Origin of the sequence: Paenibacillus sp. FSL H7-0756 (genome assembly GCF_038006765.1) — a bacterium.
Taxonomy (GTDB): Bacteria; Bacillota; Bacilli; order Paenibacillales; family Paenibacillaceae; genus Paenibacillus_AQ.
This window is the reverse complement of record NZ_JBBOVT010000001.1, coordinates 1901824-1918200: the sequence shown is the minus strand read 5'-3', so window position 1 is coordinate 1918200 and position 16377 is coordinate 1901824. Positions and strand designations below refer to the sequence as shown.

At 52.0% G+C, this 16377-nt stretch carries 16 protein-coding genes; 5 read left to right on the top strand and 11 right to left on the bottom strand.

The features are described 5' to 3' along the window. Positions 1-29: 29 nt before the first annotated feature. Entirely contained in the window at positions 30-692 is a 663-nt protein-coding gene (locus tag NST04_RS08550) for a DUF6483 family protein (protein ID WP_341183909.1), read from the bottom strand. 237 nt (positions 693-929) lie between these two features. Between NST04_RS08550 and NST04_RS08545 the strand changes: the two genes are divergently transcribed. Then, the gene (locus tag NST04_RS08545) at positions 930-1490 is read left to right on the top strand and encodes an ArsR/SmtB family transcription factor (RefSeq protein WP_341183908.1); all 561 of its coding nucleotides are present in this window, start codon (positions 930-932) and stop codon (positions 1488-1490) included. Then, positions 1491-2795 carry an MFS transporter gene (locus NST04_RS08540; protein ID WP_341183907.1) on the top strand — a complete coding sequence of 435 codons (1305 nt, stop codon included), beginning with the start codon at positions 1491-1493 and terminating at the stop codon, positions 2793-2795. It abuts the gene before it with no gap. Positions 2796-2881: 86 nt separating this feature from the next. On the opposite strand, the gene NST04_RS08535 is transcribed toward NST04_RS08540, so the two are convergent. Together NST04_RS08535 and yyaC are read right to left on the bottom strand one after the other, a co-directional pair. Then, positions 2882-3667 carry an alpha/beta fold hydrolase gene (locus NST04_RS08535; RefSeq protein WP_341183906.1) on the bottom strand — a complete coding sequence of 262 codons (786 nt, stop codon included), beginning with the start codon at positions 3665-3667 and terminating at the stop codon, positions 2882-2884. A 68-nt stretch (positions 3668-3735) separates the two neighbouring features. Beyond that, positions 3736-4263 (bottom strand): spore protease YyaC, encoded by a 528-nt coding sequence (gene yyaC / locus NST04_RS08530; protein ID WP_341183905.1) that lies wholly within the window; start codon positions 4261-4263, stop codon positions 3736-3738. A 160-nt stretch (positions 4264-4423) separates the two neighbouring features. Here yyaC and NST04_RS08525 point away from each other — a divergent pair, with 160 nt between their 5' ends. Then, entirely contained in the window at positions 4424-4648 is a 225-nt protein-coding gene (locus NST04_RS08525) for a DUF1128 family protein (protein ID WP_341183904.1), read from the top strand. Between the two features lie 156 nt (positions 4649-4804). On the opposite strand, the gene NST04_RS08520 is transcribed toward NST04_RS08525, so the two are convergent. Beyond that, positions 4805-5524, bottom strand: a complete 720-nt coding sequence (locus tag NST04_RS08520) for a pirin family protein (RefSeq protein WP_341183903.1) — start codon at positions 5522-5524, stop codon at positions 4805-4807. Positions 5525-5847: 323 nt separating this feature from the next. Here NST04_RS08520 and NST04_RS08515 point away from each other — a divergent pair, with 323 nt between their 5' ends. Then, complete coding sequence (locus NST04_RS08515; protein ID WP_036694978.1) at positions 5848-6351, top strand: YtxH domain-containing protein; 504 nt, start codon at positions 5848-5850, stop codon at positions 6349-6351. A gap of 128 nt (positions 6352-6479) precedes the next feature. Beyond that, entirely contained in the window at positions 6480-6809 is a 330-nt protein-coding gene (locus NST04_RS08510) for a DUF5665 domain-containing protein (protein WP_036694977.1), read from the top strand. A 219-nt stretch (positions 6810-7028) separates the two neighbouring features. On the opposite strand, the gene NST04_RS08505 is transcribed toward NST04_RS08510, so the two are convergent. The 7 genes from NST04_RS08505 to NST04_RS08475 form a co-directional block, all read right to left on the bottom strand. Beyond that, positions 7029-7799: a sigma-70 family RNA polymerase sigma factor gene (locus NST04_RS08505; protein WP_341016627.1), complete on the bottom strand. Its 771-nt coding sequence runs from the start codon at positions 7797-7799 to the stop codon at positions 7029-7031. After that, the gene (gene rsbW, locus NST04_RS08500) at positions 7796-8248 is read right to left on the bottom strand and encodes an anti-sigma B factor RsbW (RefSeq protein ID WP_341183902.1); all 453 of its coding nucleotides are present in this window, start codon (positions 8246-8248) and stop codon (positions 7796-7798) included. The genes NST04_RS08505 and rsbW overlap by 4 nt, the downstream gene beginning before the upstream one ends. A gap of 18 nt (positions 8249-8266) precedes the next feature. Further along, the gene (locus NST04_RS08495) at positions 8267-8605 is read right to left on the bottom strand and encodes an STAS domain-containing protein (RefSeq protein ID WP_341183901.1); all 339 of its coding nucleotides are present in this window, start codon (positions 8603-8605) and stop codon (positions 8267-8269) included. A 97-nt stretch (positions 8606-8702) separates the two neighbouring features. Then, positions 8703-10373, bottom strand: a complete 1671-nt coding sequence (locus NST04_RS08490; RefSeq protein ID WP_341183900.1) for a response regulator — start codon at positions 10371-10373, stop codon at positions 8703-8705. Positions 10374-10390: 17 nt separating this feature from the next. Beyond that, positions 10391-11260, bottom strand: coding sequence for a CheR family methyltransferase (locus tag NST04_RS08485; RefSeq protein ID WP_341183899.1), 870 nt, complete (start codon positions 11258-11260; stop codon positions 10391-10393). A gap of 81 nt (positions 11261-11341) precedes the next feature. Then, on the bottom strand, positions 11342-15010 hold the full coding sequence (locus NST04_RS08480) for a response regulator (protein ID WP_341183898.1): 3669 nt from the start codon (positions 15008-15010) through the stop codon (positions 11342-11344). Beyond that, positions 15007-16179, bottom strand: a complete 1173-nt coding sequence (locus NST04_RS08475) for a fused response regulator/phosphatase (RefSeq protein WP_341183897.1) — start codon at positions 16177-16179, stop codon at positions 15007-15009. Before NST04_RS08475 ends, NST04_RS08480 begins: the two co-directional genes overlap by 4 nt. Positions 16180-16377 lie beyond the last annotated feature (198 nt).

The window sequence follows — 16377 nt, the reverse complement described above, 5'->3', positions numbered from 1 at the left end:
AAATAGAGCACGTAGTCTCCTGAATATCGTTACATTATAGCATTAACTGTCAGCTTGCTCCATTGTTCCATGCCCTGCTGTACTTCCTCTAGCGGAAGACTGCCCTGGGCTAACTGCTCCGGACTTAACATCAGCAGCCGTTCATACAGCTCCCTGCCTTCCTCCGCTACATTCTCCCCCTGCTCCCAGAGCCGGTAGAGACTGTTCTCCGCCTTGGCGTAATGTCCCAGAGATTCGTGGTAAGCCATCAGGAGACGTTCGGTCTTGGCGGGAAGGCGGTACGGCTCCACTTCCTCAAGCAGCTCATGGATCTCTTCCGTCATATTCAGCAGCTCACGGTCCGCGCCATGAAGATCGGCATAGATGAATAAATGCAGGGAACGCATCGCCCTGAACAGGGCTGCATCCCGGTCTCCTTTGGCCGCGTAAATCCCGCCTTCCTCCTTCAGCAGCCGGGCTACCCCTTGCAGCCTATCGGCCTCAAGCACCCCTCCAAGACGAAACATATCAGTAATATCCTCTACGGACAACGAATTGAGCAGACGCGAATTCAGGCGAAAATGCCGCATCAGCAGCTCATCTACCTCCCACAGAGCCTCCGTTGTTTTTTTATCCTGCTTCAAGGTCAGCACCTTGGCGACCATCGCCGTCATATCCTCAATCATCCGTACAATATAATCTCTCCGGAACATACCGAGCTCCTTTCGTTACGCAACTGCTTCTCTTCTGTATCCTCTGCTTGCTGTTGGACTCATCTTAAACCATTCGTCCCTCCGGCGCCACTCTGTGGAGTTAAGTCTTGACCCCACTATAATGATGAACTATAATCCAGTTACCTGATCTGTATTACAGATCGAACTAATTAACAGATCCTAAATTGGATACAGGCTGTATACATGTTAATACGGACCCACATAGGAGGCTTACTGATGACCAAGCCAACCGGCAAAACGCAAGACTCGACCACTGCAGCCGTTTCAGATCAACCGGATCTGCAGACAAGCAACCAGCTTTTGAACGTTACGCCGGAACAGGATAAGCTGCTGGAGAGCGCCTTACGGATTAAGATTATGCACACGCTGTCGGCAGAGCCGCTTACCTCCAAGCAGGTTGCGGAGAAGCTGAACAAGACTCCGGGTAATATTCACTACCATATCGTCAAGCTCTATGAAGGCGGTCTGCTGGAGCTTGTCCGTACAGAAGCCGCAGGAGGCATCATCCAGAAATTTTACCGTTCCAAAGGTACGATGTTCCACTCGGAGGCGCTTCGCAGCCTTCACTTCCGCAAAGAAGACCAGACCCGGCATTTCACTACCAGGCTTACTCTCTCTCCTCAGGAGCTTGCCGAATTCCACCAGGAGCTGCTGGAGCTGATTACTGCCTGGGAGTCCAAGGTAACGGAAGGTGACGAATACGGTGTGGAAGTGATGCTGGGCCGTCTGCAGTCTGCCGATGCTGCTGCGCAGCCGGAAGAGGAGGTACAGCAATAGATGAGCACCGCTGGCCCTTCCGGACAACCGAAGCATCATCCGCTTGAGGGCTTCGCCGCCCCTTTCCGGCAATCCCGCGCCTTTCCTTACCTGTGGCTGGGACATTTAGTTTCTTTTTTGGGCAGCTCGGTAACCATGGTTATCCTGCCTGTCCTAGTCTATTCCCTGACCGGCTCCACCACCATTATGGGGATGGTCATGGCCGCCTATATGCTGCCTAATGTAATCATGCTGCCGGTATCCGGACATATTGTTGACCGCTACGACCGGGTACGGATTATGATGCTGGCCGATATTGCCCGGTTCATCGTTATGATTACGACGGCTGTGCTGTCCTTGACCGGAGTACTGAGCATTCCGTTGCTCTATGGACTTGTTGCCTGCTACGGCCTGCTGGACGGCTTATTCCAGCCCGCCTACGCTGCCGTCCGCGCTACCGTATTCACTCCGGATATCCGCGTAGCAGCGAATTCTTTAACTCAGATCACGACCCAGTCCGTGCGGCTGATCGGTCCCGCGTTAGGGGGACTGCTGATTACCCACCTGTCCGCAGGCTTCGGCTTCGGAATTGATGCCTTCACCTATCTTATCTCCCTCATCTGCCTGATCTATCTGCGCAGAGTGATGATGACCCGGCTGCAGTCTGCTGCCGCTGAGACTGAAATCCCGGCTAAGTCTGCTGCCGGGACCTCTCCAGCTCCGCACTGGAGGCAGGATTTCGCCGAAGGAATACTTGTTCTTCGCAGCCAGCCCTGGCTCTGGATTACAATTCTCGCCTTCTGCTTCGTCAATATATGTTATACGGGCGTAATCAGCGTCCTTCTTCCCTGGCTGTTCAAGGTCCATCACGGCTGGCCTCCTTATCTCTACGGCCTGGCCGTTACGTTCTCCGGTGTCGGGGCCATAACGGCCGGCCTGCTGTACGGCCTGCGGCCAAAATGGAATCACCGCGGCATCCTGGCTTACGGCGGCGCCATGATCAGCGGGGCTGCCCTGCTGCTGCTCCCGTTCGCAGGCACCCCGGCAGCAGCCATCACCTTATTTGCCGTAGAAGGCTTCGGATTAATGATCTTCGGGCTGATCTGGGAGATCAGCCTGCAGGAGCTTGTTCCGAAGGAAGCCTTCGGACGGGTAGCCAGTCTGGATATGTTCGGTTCCTTCGCCCTGCTGCCGGTCGGATATATCTTAGTCGGCTGGCTGGCCGACCGGATCGGAGGCGTACCGACCATTATTATTTTTTCCGGCCTGGGTCTCTCTTGTGTTGCCCTGGTGCTGTGCATTCCGGCGATCCGTAAGTTTCAATAAAATATATAAATTTGCACAACAAAAAGAAGGCAGCACCCCGCCGGAGAGCGGGAGTGTTGCCTTCTGTCCCTATTGCCTGATGTAATTTATTGCTGCACAGGAGCATGCACGAAATCCTTAATAATCTTCGCCAGCTGCTCCGGTGCTTCAAACATGCCCATATGGCCAACACCCGGCAGCGTCACCTTGGTGATGTTCCGGTTGTCTGAGGTAAACGTCCGCTCCGGCGTCACCTTCGAATCCTCTGCTCCGGCAACCAGCAGCACCGGCAGCGCCGTTGCCGAGATCACATCGCGGCGGTCGGGACGCTCACGCATAGCCAAGGACGCGCCAACTGCGCCTTGCGGCGGAGTCTTGTAGCCAATCTCCTTGGCACGTTCCAGCAGCCGTGGGGCCGCTTCAGGAGCAAACAGTCCAGGCACCAGCTGATCCACAAAAGCAAAGATGCCTTCGCTCTGGATCATGGTGACGCTCTTGAGCCGGTTCTCCTTGGCTTCTTCACTGTCCGGATAGCCGGAGGAATGAATCAGCCCGAAGCCCTTCAACCGGGAGGCATGGCGCTGGGCAAATGACAGGGTGATATAGCCTCCGAGAGAATGTCCGAGCAGATAGCATTCAGGAATCTCCAGGGCATTCAGCAGCGACAGCACATCGTCGGCCATCTGTTCAATGGTATAGGCTCCAAGCGGAGCATCCGAAGCCCCGTGCCCGCGCAGATCCGGGGCTATGACCCGGTAATGGGCGGTCAGGTCTGGAATTACATTTCCCCAGTACTCAGCACTCCCGCAGAATCCGTGCAGCAGCACGATTACATCCCCTTTGCCTTGATCACTGTAGCAGATGTTACTTCCCTCGCATCGAACATTTTCCATGGCTGCTTACCCTCTTTCTATGTAGTGGTCTATATTAATAAGCTAGAACAAGGTGATTTGAAACGCTCTCAATCCGTAAGTCCGAATCCCTGGGCGGCTGCCTTGGCAATCTGATCTGCCATACTCATTACCCGGTAGAGCGGGGTAGTCTGTATCGTCCGGTAAGGGCGCGGACTGTTCACATCAACGATTGCTGCCAGACTGTAATTCCCTACAGCAGGCAAGAGTCCCCCTACCGATTCTGCCGGACGCAGCGGCTGCGCTGCCGCAAAATAACAGCCGAGTGCGGCCGGCGGTCCCAGGCAGGCATCAACAGCGATAATAATCTGCCCTTCCGGAATCTCTGTTATCCGCTGAACGAGATTATCCGCATCACAGGGCGCCGGAAGCGTACCCGTCACATTCGTAAATCCGTACTCCAGCAGGCGGCTTCCCGTCAGCGGTCCCAATGCATCTCCGGTGGAGCGGTCTGTTCCGATGCAGAGGAAGGTCAGCTGCTCAGCGGAATACATGTCTGCGATCCCGCGGAAGAAAGCTGCCAGCTCTCCGGCATTCATTTTACGCCGTTTTCTGCTCTCTTCTTCTCTGATGGCCAATGCCTCACTCCCCCTCACTCAGCAGCCTGTTATATTTACCTTTAATTTAACATGTTTGCGGGATCTGGACAAAAAAATGGTCATCCCCTGCCCAAACATGATAAGATATTTGAACTATACCAGTTCAAATTCTATTACACAGGAAGGACGGTTATACTCAATGGATTTGTCGAACCCAAGCCAGGAGAACGTTGAATATATGATTGAAGGCATCAAAAACAAGCTGAAAATGGCAAGTAGCGCTGCAATGCAGGCGTCTGCCTTTTCGGTGGAGCAGTATGAGGATATTCAGGATATTTACGAGGTGGCAATGGGCAGTGACCGGCTCAGTATCTCCCAGGTGGAGGCGCTCGTCTCAGAGCTTGGCCGCCTGCGCAAGAAATAACAACAGCTAGGTACACAAAATACCCCACAAAGTGAGGCTTCGGCTTCGAAGTTTACCCAGGTACTTTGCGGGGACCCCGAAATCTATCATGAGAAAGCCCTTCAGCTTCAACGTCCCGACTAACGGGCAATGAAGCTGAAGGGCTTTTGTGTGCGGCTACGGGAGATCAATCAGAATGAATTCTGCATCCCCTGAGCTGCTTATGCCTTTGAGCGTAAGCTCGCAGCTCTTGCGGATACGCGCCGCATCCCCCTGCTGGAGCTGGAATGTACCATCTGCGCATGAGATCTCCAGATTCCCGGAAATGACATACAGATGAGTGCGCCGCTCTTCCTGCTGAGGATAACTCAGCTCCCGGTTCGTCTGCAGCACGGACAGATAGATGTTAACGTCATTGTCCAGCTGCAGCGAACCCTGTGTCCCATCTCCTGTAGCAACGGGCAACAAGTGATTAAGCTTGAGCTCCGTAGGGAAGAACCGGGCATCCCATTTCGGCGGTTTACCGGGCCGGTCGGGCAAAAGCCAGATCTGCAGGAACCGGACATCCACATGGTCCGAGGGATTCGTCTCTGAATGATTAATGCCTGTTCCTGCGCTCATCAGCTGTACACTTCCTGCCTGCAGATCTGCATGATTCCCCAGATCATCCTGATGCTTCAGCACACCGGATACCACATATGTGATAATCTCCAGATCATGATGCGGGTGCTCATGCATGCCTTGCTCCGGCTTCAACTCATTGTCGTTATGCGCCAGCAGGGCACCGAAGTGGGCGTTGCTGGGATCATCGTAATCGGCAAAGGAGAAGCTGAATTCACTGTGTATCCATTCTCTATTCGAAGTATGACGCTCGGCTGCTGTGACTACTTTAATCATAATGCTGCACCTCCATAGATGTTGTTATTTTATCAATATCCTAAGCAGGGGAATGAATGCTCCTCAATATGAGATGTATATAGGCGCTATAATTTACTATTTCTTACCCCCTTCCCTTCGTGATCAATCAAACTTGTAAAGCCGCAAATTCTTCGGAATAGGTGTATAAAAGCTCGTTTTTAGCTGGGATGCTCCCTTATCCTCCGGCAATCTTTGCCAAGCTATTCCGCTGTTTCAGCCGATAGCCCAAAGTTTATATACGAAGTAAGAACATTCAGGCTAACCTGAATTTGAATGACAATTCTGATAAGGAGTGATTGATAATGAATAAAGCAGAGAAGGAATTTCCGGTAGAAAGCGGCAGCACGTTCTTTAAAGGGATCTTCATCGGCGGTCTGCTCGGAGCAGCAGCGGCCCTGTTATTCGCACCGAAGCCAGGGCGTGAGATGCGCAGTGACCTGTCCGACAAGCTGACTGTAGCTACGGACAAGACGAAAGAGGTCGCAGGAACGGTAACGGATAAAACTAAATCCTTGGCCACAACAGTTAGCGAAAAGGCTACCGATCTGGCCGGCACAGTCTCCGCCAAGGCCTCTGATATCTTCACAACAGTTAGTGACAGCAAGCAGCAGATTGCAGCCACTCTGGCCGAAACAGGTAAAAAGATTGGCGAAACAGTTACGGATGCTTCCAAGGATATTTCGGAGAACGTCAAGGATGCCTCCGGCGAGGTAGCCGACAAGGCGAAGGATGCTTCCAAAGAAGTCGCAGACGAAGCGAAGGATGCCAAAGAGGAAGTTAAGAATACTTACAAATCTTCTTATTAAGGCCGGGTCTCTGGCTGAACAGACATTCAAGAGAGCGGCCAGATCGTCTATAGCTGGCTGCTCTCTATTTATGCATGCCTTATATTCCAATAAAGCCTGGTTCAGGCTACAGAAAGCAGGTACGCCTTATGGGAGAAGCGGACAACAGAACCAAAGCTTATGACGTAGATGAGCATCCCTTCGAGCTGCGGCATGAGGTCAAACGCTTGAATGCGAGGCTCGACAAGATTGCCGACTCACTGGAGAAATCCGAGTTCAAGGATATCCTGGAGAACTATACAGACCCTAAGAAGCGGATCATCACCAATCTGATGGCCGGGATCTCCAGAGGCCTGGGCCTCTCACTCGGTACCTTTGTCATTCTCGGTATTCTTGGCTATATCCTCAGTTTGTTTCTCAATGTACCGGTTATCGGGGAATATCTTGGAGAAATCAAAAAGTATATCGATGCGAACTAAACACATTTCCCGCGCATCCCTCCTGCAGCCTACTCTACCGTGAATAGACTGCAGGAGGGATGTTGCTCTTTAGCCCCACAAAGTGGGGCTTTAGCGTAGGTGATGACTCAGGTACTTTGCGGGGACCCCAAAACATAAAATTCTTATCTACCTAAAAAAGGGCAGGTTCCATCCCGTAAGGGATAGAGCCTGCCCTGATAACTATAATGGCATTGATATTTAATAGGATGAATTAGCCATGATCTGCTTCAGCTTCTCGGTGGCCCGCTTTTGGATACGGGAGACACTCATCTGCGAGACACCCAGCTTTTGGGCGATAGCCCGCTGGGATTGACCATCCTGGAAGGCCAGCAACAGCACCTGCTGCTCTTGCTCCTTCAGCTGTCCAAGCGCCTGCTGGAGATCCATACGCTTCTCCACCGTCTCGTAGTCATTCGCATCGGAGCTGATCAATTCGCCCAGTGTGGCCCCGCTCTCTTCCTGAGAGAGCGGTGAATCCAGGGAGACATAATGATAACATTCTCTGCCGGCCAGTACTTCTACAGTTTCTTCTACAGTAAGATCCAGATAATGGGCAATCTCTTCAACCGCCGGAGAACGTTCTAACCGGATGGTCAGTTCATCGATGGCCTGCTGAACAAGCGCGCCTTTTTCCTTAATCCGCCGCGGAACCTGTATGTACCAGGATTTATCACGCAAAAAGTTTTTCATATGTCCAATCATACTCTTCATCGCATACGGCTCGAAGGGAATCCCCAAGCTGATGTCGTATTGCTGCAGCAGCCGAATCAGCGCCATTTGCCCCACCTGGTACAGATCCTCGTAGAGATCCGGACGGTTACGGGCAATTTTGCCGGCAGCCATCTTCACCATGGGTTCATATTTGCGGATGAGCACTGTTGCAATTTCATTGTCTTTCGTCTGCTGGTATTCCCAGATCAGGCTTACCGCTTCATTCATGGACTCTGGGGGAGTCACTTTGTCATTCATACTTTCTCCTCGCTGTAATTGAGCCGTTTAGTCAGGGTAACGACTGTCCCTTTCCCTGCTTCGCTAACGACGCTAACGTCATCCATCAGCGCCTGCATTAGGTAGAATCCCAGTCCGCCCACCTGAACATCATTCAGATCCTTATCATGCAGCGTCAGACGTTCTCCGGACGCGTCCATACCGTCAAAGCTCTCCCCCTCATCTTTGACAGTAATGGATAAGACACTTGATCCTACCTCAAAGATTACATCAACCATACCGTCCGCCTGCCCATAGGCATAGAGCACGGAGTTATTACAGGCTTCCGAGACTGCTACCTTCATATCTTCAATGTCTTCATAAGTGAAACCCATTTTCGAGGCAATGCCATATAAATTAAGCCGGACAATATCGACATATTCTGCACTGGCGGGTAACTGAAGAACTACTCTTTGTATGTCATCACTCATTCTTAGTTCGATCCTTTCCTAGTGGGAATTCTCTTGGGAGGCAAAAAATTTGGAAATGCCGGTCATGTCAAACAGCTTCTGTATTTGCGGAGGAACTTCAGCAACGGTAAATTTGACATCCATTCCGTGTCTTGCTTTGAGGATTGACAACAGAATTCCGATCCCGGTGCTGTCAATATACTTCAGATCCTTCAGATTAATCACGAGGTCAAGCCCCGTATCTCCCACTAGCGGCTCCATCACCAAACGGAAATCAGGGGCCACAGACAAATCAAGCTCACCCACCAGATAAACAGTGCATACTGTACCTACGGTTTCGGTTTTTGCATGAAACTTTTCGCTTTTATGTGTATTCATAGACAACTCTCCTGATTAAATGTTTTCTTTACCAATAACCCTAATAGCACACTGTTGAAACAACAAATGAGACTGTACAGCAGCGGTAATTCCTGGATTATGCGTTGAAAAGCGAGGTGTTCCGCTGGGTTGCGGGGTTATCCTTGCCTGAATATCTGGAGATCATTTGTTTGATGCTGCTAAGCTTGAGCGGCTTGCTGATGTATCCGTCCATCCCGGCAGCGGTACAGCGGTCTTGAATCCCCTCCATCACATTCGCAGTCATCGCAATGATCACTGTCTTGTCGGGAGAACCGCTGCTTTCCTGACGAATCAGGGAGGTTGCTTCAAGTCCATCCATCACTGGCATCTGCAGGTCCATGAAGATAAAATCATAAGCAGATTTCCGGGCCAGCTCTACAGCCTGGTTCCCGTCCTCGGCCACATCAGCGCGGTACCCGAGCTTATCCAGCATGCTAACCATAAGCCGCTGGTTAATCGGATGGTCATCCACGACCAGCACTTTGCTCCGGTTTGCCTCGTCTACCTGGTCCGCTGTGCCTTCCTCTTCCCGGCTGCAGCCCTCCAGCTCATGCTCAGGCACGGCTACCTGAATACTGAATACAAAGGTAGCCCCCTTCTCTTCCATCGACTCAACACGGATATCTCCGCCCATCATGCCCACGAGGGATTTGCAGATGGCGAGGCCGAGACCTGTGCCTCCGTACTTACGGGTCATGGAGGAATCAAGCTGGGAGAATGGCTGGAACAGCCGGTCGCATTTCTCCGGCGAGATTCCGATGCCGGTATCTTTAACCGTAAATTCCACTACCAGTTTATTATCCACTGTAGGCAGGCTGGAGGCAACCAAATACACGCCGCCCTGGTTGGTAAATTTCACCGCATTGGATACAAGGTTAATGAGCACCTGGCGCAGACGGGCCATATCTCCGTAGATCAGCCGCGGGAGCTTCTGGTCGATGAAATAGGCCAGCTCCAGATTTTTTTTGCCGGCTTCGGCAGAGAACAGACTGAACACCTCCTGAATGGTGGTATTCAGCTCGAATAATTGCTCTTCCATCTCCATCTTGCCCGATTCCATCTTGGTGAAGTCAAGAATATCGTTAATCACGGTAATTAGTGTGTCCGCACTTTTACGGATAATCTCAGTATATTCCTTCTGTTCCGGAGCAAGCTGGGTCTCCATCAAAAGATCAATCATGCCCACTACGCCATTCATCGGCGTGCGGATCTCATGGCTCATCATCGCCAGAAACTCGGTCTTAGCCTTAGCCGCGATCTCTGCTTCTTCCTTGGCTTTGATTAATTCGCCGTTCATGCGCTCAAGCTCCAGCGTCTTTTGCTGCAGCTGCATCGCTTGAATCTGCTGCTTCTTGCTGGTCAGATACATATTCACAAAGCCTTCAATCTTCGACTTCAGAATCTGCGGGATAAACGGTTTGACCATATAATCAATAGCACCGGCAGAATACCCTGCGAACAGATGCTCCGACTCCCTGCTGTTGGCTGAGATGAAGATGATCGGAATATCCTTGGTTTTCTCCCTGGCCTTGATTAATTTGGCGGTTTCGATCCCGTCCATACCTGGCATCTGAACGTCCAGAACAATCACGGCGAATTCATATTTCAATAAGCACCGCAGTGCTTCTTCTCCAGAATTGGCTTTGACAAGCTTGTAATGCTGACTCTCAAGGACGGCTTCGAGTGCCAGCAAATTCTCGGGACGGTCGTCAACCAGCAGTATATGAATCGGTTCCTGAACCCCCATAGGTCCCTCCTTACCCGCTATTTATTTTTGCGGTATATTTTCTCAACCCGGTCCAGAGGCTCATAGCTGTCACTGTAACGAGTGAAATGAATGGATTCCTTGGAACCGAGGACCAGCACTCCGAACCGGCTGAGGCTGTCATGGAACAAGCCATGCACATGATCGCGGAGTTCGTCGTTGAAGTAGATCATTACGTTCCGGCACAGGATCACATTGAATTCATTGAAGGAAGTGTCCGTTGCCAGATTATGCTCTGCAAAAATGATGTTCTTGCGCAAATACGGCTGCAGAATCACTGAGTTATATTTCGCTGTATAGTATTCCGAGAAGACACCTGTGCCTCCGGCCTCCAGGTAGTTCTTGGTGTATTGTTTCATCTTGCCGATCTCATACACGCCTTCTTTGGCCTGCTGCAAGGAACGGGCGTTCATGTCCGTGGCATAAATTCTTGCCTTGTCATATAGTCCTTCCTCATGCAGCATAATTGCCATCGAGTAGACCTCTTCGCCTGTGGAGCAGCCGGCATGCCAGATCCGGATATAAGGATAGGTCCGCAGGAGCGGAATGACCTTCTGACGGAAGGTCAGGAAGAGTCCGGGATCACGGAACATCTCTGTCACAGGGATCGAGAGACTGTACACGAACCGCTCGAAGCATGCACGGTCATGCAGCACCTTTTCCAGCAGGGCAGAAATGGTAGGTAAGCTCTCTGCATGGACATGATGCCAAATGCGCCGCTTCAAGGAAGGCAGGGCATAATTCCTGAAATCATATCCATACAAACGGTGTACTCCGTTCAGAAGCAGCTCAATCTCAATCTGTTCAAGCTCCTGCTTGCTCTCCGGCGGATTCCCCTGCCCCTCATATCCGTGCTCCATCGCTGCCATTGTCATCAATACTCCCTTGCCTGTGCCGTATTTCCGTACTTGGTTTGAACCTGCTGTATAGCTATTACCCCGAAATCACCCTTACGAATACAACCAGACGCGCATTAACGAAAGAAGCTGATCTGTACTGATCGGTTTCTTCATGTAATCGGAGGCTCCGGCTTCAATACACTTGGCCCGGTCCTCCTTCATAGCCTTGGCTGTGAGGGCGATAATCGGCAATTTCTGGTACTGCGGCATCTGCCGGATGCGGCGCATAGCTTCATACCCGTCCATCTCGGGCATCATCATATCCATCAGCACCAGGTCATAATCAGTCTGTTCGACAAGCATGTCGATGGCCTCGCGGCCGTTCTCGGCAAATTTCACTTCCATGTGATAGCCTTCGAGCACACTGGAGAGGGCAAAGACGTTGCGGATATCATCATCGACGAGCAGAATTTTTTTGCCGTCAAACAGCTCCTCTTTATTGTGCAGCTTTTGCAGGATTTTACGCTTATCCTCCGGCAGATTTGCTTCTACCCGGTGCATGAACAGTGTGGTCTCATCCAAAAGCCGTTCCGGCGAGCGGACATCCTTGATGATAATGGATTCCGCATATTTGCGCAGCTTGGTCTCTTCCTTGCTGTCCAGATCCTTGCCGGTATAAATAATAATCGGCAGATCGTTCAGCTCCTCATCGTCGCGGATCTGATCCAGCAGCTCGAAGCCGGTCATATCATCCAGCATCAGATCAAGCACCATACAGTCATATCTCTGCTTGTGCAGTTCATTCAGAGCCTCTTGGCCCGAAGACACCGCCGTAATCACTACATCATCATGTCCGATAAGCTCCTCTATGGAGCGGCGCTGGATATCGTCGTCCTCGACAATCAAGAGATGCTTCATCGTGCTGGCGGTATAGTTCTCAATCTGCGAGAAGGCCCGGTCCAGCGCTTCGCGCGAGGACGGCTTTCTGAGATAGGCCATCGCTCCCATCATGAGTCCCTGCTTCATTTCATCATTCACAGAGATCACATGCACCGGAATATGACGCGTCTGGGAATCGCTCTTGAGCTCCCTCAGAATCGACCAGCCGTCCATGACAGGCAGCTGGATGTCGAGGATGATCGCGTCCGGCAGCAGGGTCTTGGCCATCTGCAGGCCGATATCACCCTGCAGGGCTACCAGTCCCTTAAAGCCGCGCCCGCGGGCCATGCTCAGCAGGATCTTGGCAAAGCTCTCGTCATCCTCAATAATCAGCAGTACTTTGTCGCCGCTGGCCAAAGAATCGCGGTCATCTTCCACAACTACAGGCATAGCAGGTGTAGGCGCGATATCCCCTGCTTTATCCCATGGCAGTTCCTTACGGAACTCCTCAAGCTGCAAGGGCTCCCCGGCAGGAGCGGCTTCTACCGCTCCCGGCAACAGGCTGAAGTTCCCCTGAACCGGCAGATACAGTGTGAATATACTGCCCTGCCCTTCACGGGACTCCAGTCCGATGGCTCCGCCCATCAGGCGGGCTAATTCGCGGCTGATCGAGAGGCCAAGCCCCGTACCGCCATATTTGCGGCTCGTCGTACCGTCAACCTGCTGGAACGCCTCGAAGACGATATCCATCTTATCAGACGGGATACCGATGCCGCTATCCTTGACAGCTATGGCAATATAATCATAATCATGCGGCAGATAGGCAGGCAGCCGCTTGACGTCCGCACGGCTGACAGAGAACTCCACATACCCTTCGCTGGTGAATTTGAAGGCATTGGACAACAGGTTACGCAGAATCTGCTTCAGTCTGTGACTGTCGCTATATACACTGTCCGGCAGCGGCTCGTCAAAGGACAGGCGCAGCGACAGCCCCTTCTGCCCAGCCAGCGGAGCAAAGTTCTGCTTCACGAAGGTCTTCAGCTCAATCAGCGGAATTTCTTCATGATTCAGCTCCATTTTGCCGGCATCGACCTTGGACAGATCAAGAATCTCGTCAATCATCTTAAGCAGATCTGCACCTGACATATAGATGGTATGGGCGAATTCCACCTGCTTCTCGCTCAGATTGCCCTCCTTATTCTCTGTAAGGAGCTGCGAGAGAATGAGCAGGCTGTTCAGCGGGGTGCGCAGCTCATGGGACATATTGGCCAGGAATTCGGATTTGTATTTGCTGGTTACCGCAAGCTGCATGGCCTGCTTCTCCAGCTGCATGCGGGCATGCTCGATTTCATCCTTCTTCTCTTCAACCTCCTGCACCTGATCCTGCAGTGCACGGGTCTTGGAGACCAGCTCTGTATTGTAATGCTCCAGCTCTTCCTGCTGGCGCTGCAGCAGCTCCTCTGAGCGCTTCAGGGCATCTGTCTGCTCCTCCAGATTCTCGTTGGAGCGGCGCAATTCCTCCTGCTGGGTCTGCAGCTCTTCCGACTGGCATTGCAGTTCTTCGGTCAGTGCCTGCGATTCGCGCAGCAATTCCTCAACCACAAGCCTGCGGCTGATGTTGTTCAGAATAATCCCCAGATTACTGGAGAGCTGATGAAGCAGTTCATTCTGCAGCACCGAGAACGGTGTGAAGGAAGCGAATTCCACTACACCCAGCACCTCATCCTCGAATAAAAGCGGGTGAATGGAAATATAACTCGGATGCGCTTCCCCGAATCCCGAAGAAACCGAGATATAGTTGTCTGGTGCCTCTGTCAGCTTGATCGGCAGCTTATCCAAGGCGCTCTGCCCGATCAGCCCCTGACCAATCTCGAAGCTCTCCTTCGGCGTAACTCCCTCCTCACCGGCATAGAAGGCGCTGCTGACCAGCAGGTTCGGATTGTCCTGGCTTTTCAGGTAGACGGCACCATACTGCGCTCCCAGCACCGGCGTGAACTCACTGATGAAGGTCTGGGATACCTGATCCAGTGAGCTGACACCGCGCAGCAGCTCAGTAACCCGGGCAATGTTGGCATTCAGCCAAGCCTGATCACTCTGTGCCTGGGAATAGGATCTCTCCAGCTCCTGCTTTTGCTCAATATCCTCAGCCATCCGCTGAAATACCCGTGCTACATCACCAATCTCATCCTTCGACCTCACCTTGATCCTGCGGATCGCCCGCATTTTGCCGTTGCCGAAGCTGGTAATCATCATGGAGACGACGCTTAGGCCGCGCGTGATACTCGGTATCACCCACAGAATGACACCCAGCCCGAGCAGCAGCCCCAAGACCATGATCAGGGTGACCATCTGAATCGATCTGCTCGAAGCCTCCTGGGCATTGGCAGTCTCCTCGGTCATGCGGAAGGCATTGTAATCAGACAACGCATTCAGACTGTTCAGCACCTCGTTCTGAACATCCTGCCCTTCTGCGTTGCGGTACGTGTTGGCATTCTGAAAGTATCCGGCTCCCAGCATCTCCAGAACCTTATCCTGATATTTCAGATACGCAGAATAGGAGTTCTCAATCCGGGATAATATTTGCAGTTCCTCTGCCGTCTTCAGCGTGGCCTTAATGTTCTCCAGATGCTCCGCAGACTTGAGGACCTTACTGTCAATCTCGGCCTTCTGCGCTTCCAGGGTTACAGTATCGGCATTAAGCATGGAAGTCGTCAATATCCTTGCCATGTCGTTTACTTCCCCGCGAAGTCCTGAAGAAGCCCGGCCCTTGCTATACCTCTCCTGGTAGCTGTCCAGCTGACTGCTCATATAATGAAGCCTGTCATAGCCGATCAGGGTCAGCGCAAGCATAATCGCCAGCATGGCACTGAAGCCGATCAGCAGTTTAGCCTTTATCTTCATTCCATATCGGTTCCTTTCTTCAGCGAGATCCAGACCAGACATTTATCGTCATCCCGGTCCGCGTTAACAGGCTCGCTCAGGAATGCAGCGCGCACCAGGTCTTCCTGCCAGTCATGACTGGTATTCAAGTGTCCGATCATGAATTGCAGCTGCTCCTCCTGGCCGCCCTCCACCATCTCCAAAAGGCCGTCCGTGAACAGCACCAGATGCCCCTCATCCTCATAGCTCAGGCTCTGCTGCTGGATATCGATCCGGTCAAACAGTCCCACTGGGTGGCAATTGCTCTCAAGCAGCACCGGAGTCTTAGCGTCTCCTTCAAAGAACAGCGCCGGCGGATGCCCTGCATTCACATAATTAATCCGCTTCATGCGGGTATCAATGACAAGATAAATAGCCGTGAAATAATACTGGACCAGCTGCTTCTCAATATAGAGCTGGTTGAATCGTCTGTTCAGCTCCTGAATGACTTTCTCCGGCTCCACATACGTAGTTACGGTATCCTTCAGTACAGAGGCCAGGAACATACAGAACAGGGAAGATGAGATGCCGTGGCCCATCATATCCAGCAGGATCACCGCATAACGCCCGTCTCCCAGCGGATACCAGGCATACAGATCTCCAGCCAGCTCGAAGGAAGGCTGATAGATGGCATGCACCTCCAGAGTCTCCTCGGCCAGCGGCAGACTGAGTACCGCATTCTGCACCAGGGCAGCCAGCTTCAATTCATCCTGTATCCGCTGGTCCCGCTCCTTATGCCAGTCCTTCTCACGCTTCAGCCGCAGCGCGAGGCGGATGCGGGCCATCAGCTCCACCTTGTTGATCGGCTTCGTCACATAATCCACCGCTCCGGCATCCAGCGCCTCGGCGAGCTTCTTAGAGTCACCTACAGCCGTAACCATAATAATAGGAATATCCTTCAGATGCTCATATTGCTGAACTACACGGCAGGCTTCAATCCCATCCATTTCCGGCATCATCATATCCAGCAGAATCAGGTCCACGTCAGAGGGCCGTGGCTGCCCGTTCTCTTCCCCTGCACCGACGCCCAGCAGCTTCAGCATATCTTTAGCGGACGAAGCCGTTATGAAATTCCGGTAATCTTCCTTCTTGAGGATTTCACGAATGATAATTACATTGGTAGGATTGTCGTCTACGATTAATATTCTCAAGCTCTTCACCTCACACGAATAATATTAAGACCCTAAACCCGCAACTCTATCGTTCTATCATACGATATTTACACGGCCTGTTACCATCCAGCTAGATATTGGCATAAAACAGGTTCCGGCTTCAACAAAGTAACCTCCAGCTCCACTACATCTAGTGGGACTGGAGGTTACGCTATTGTACTATTGATGTCAACAAAT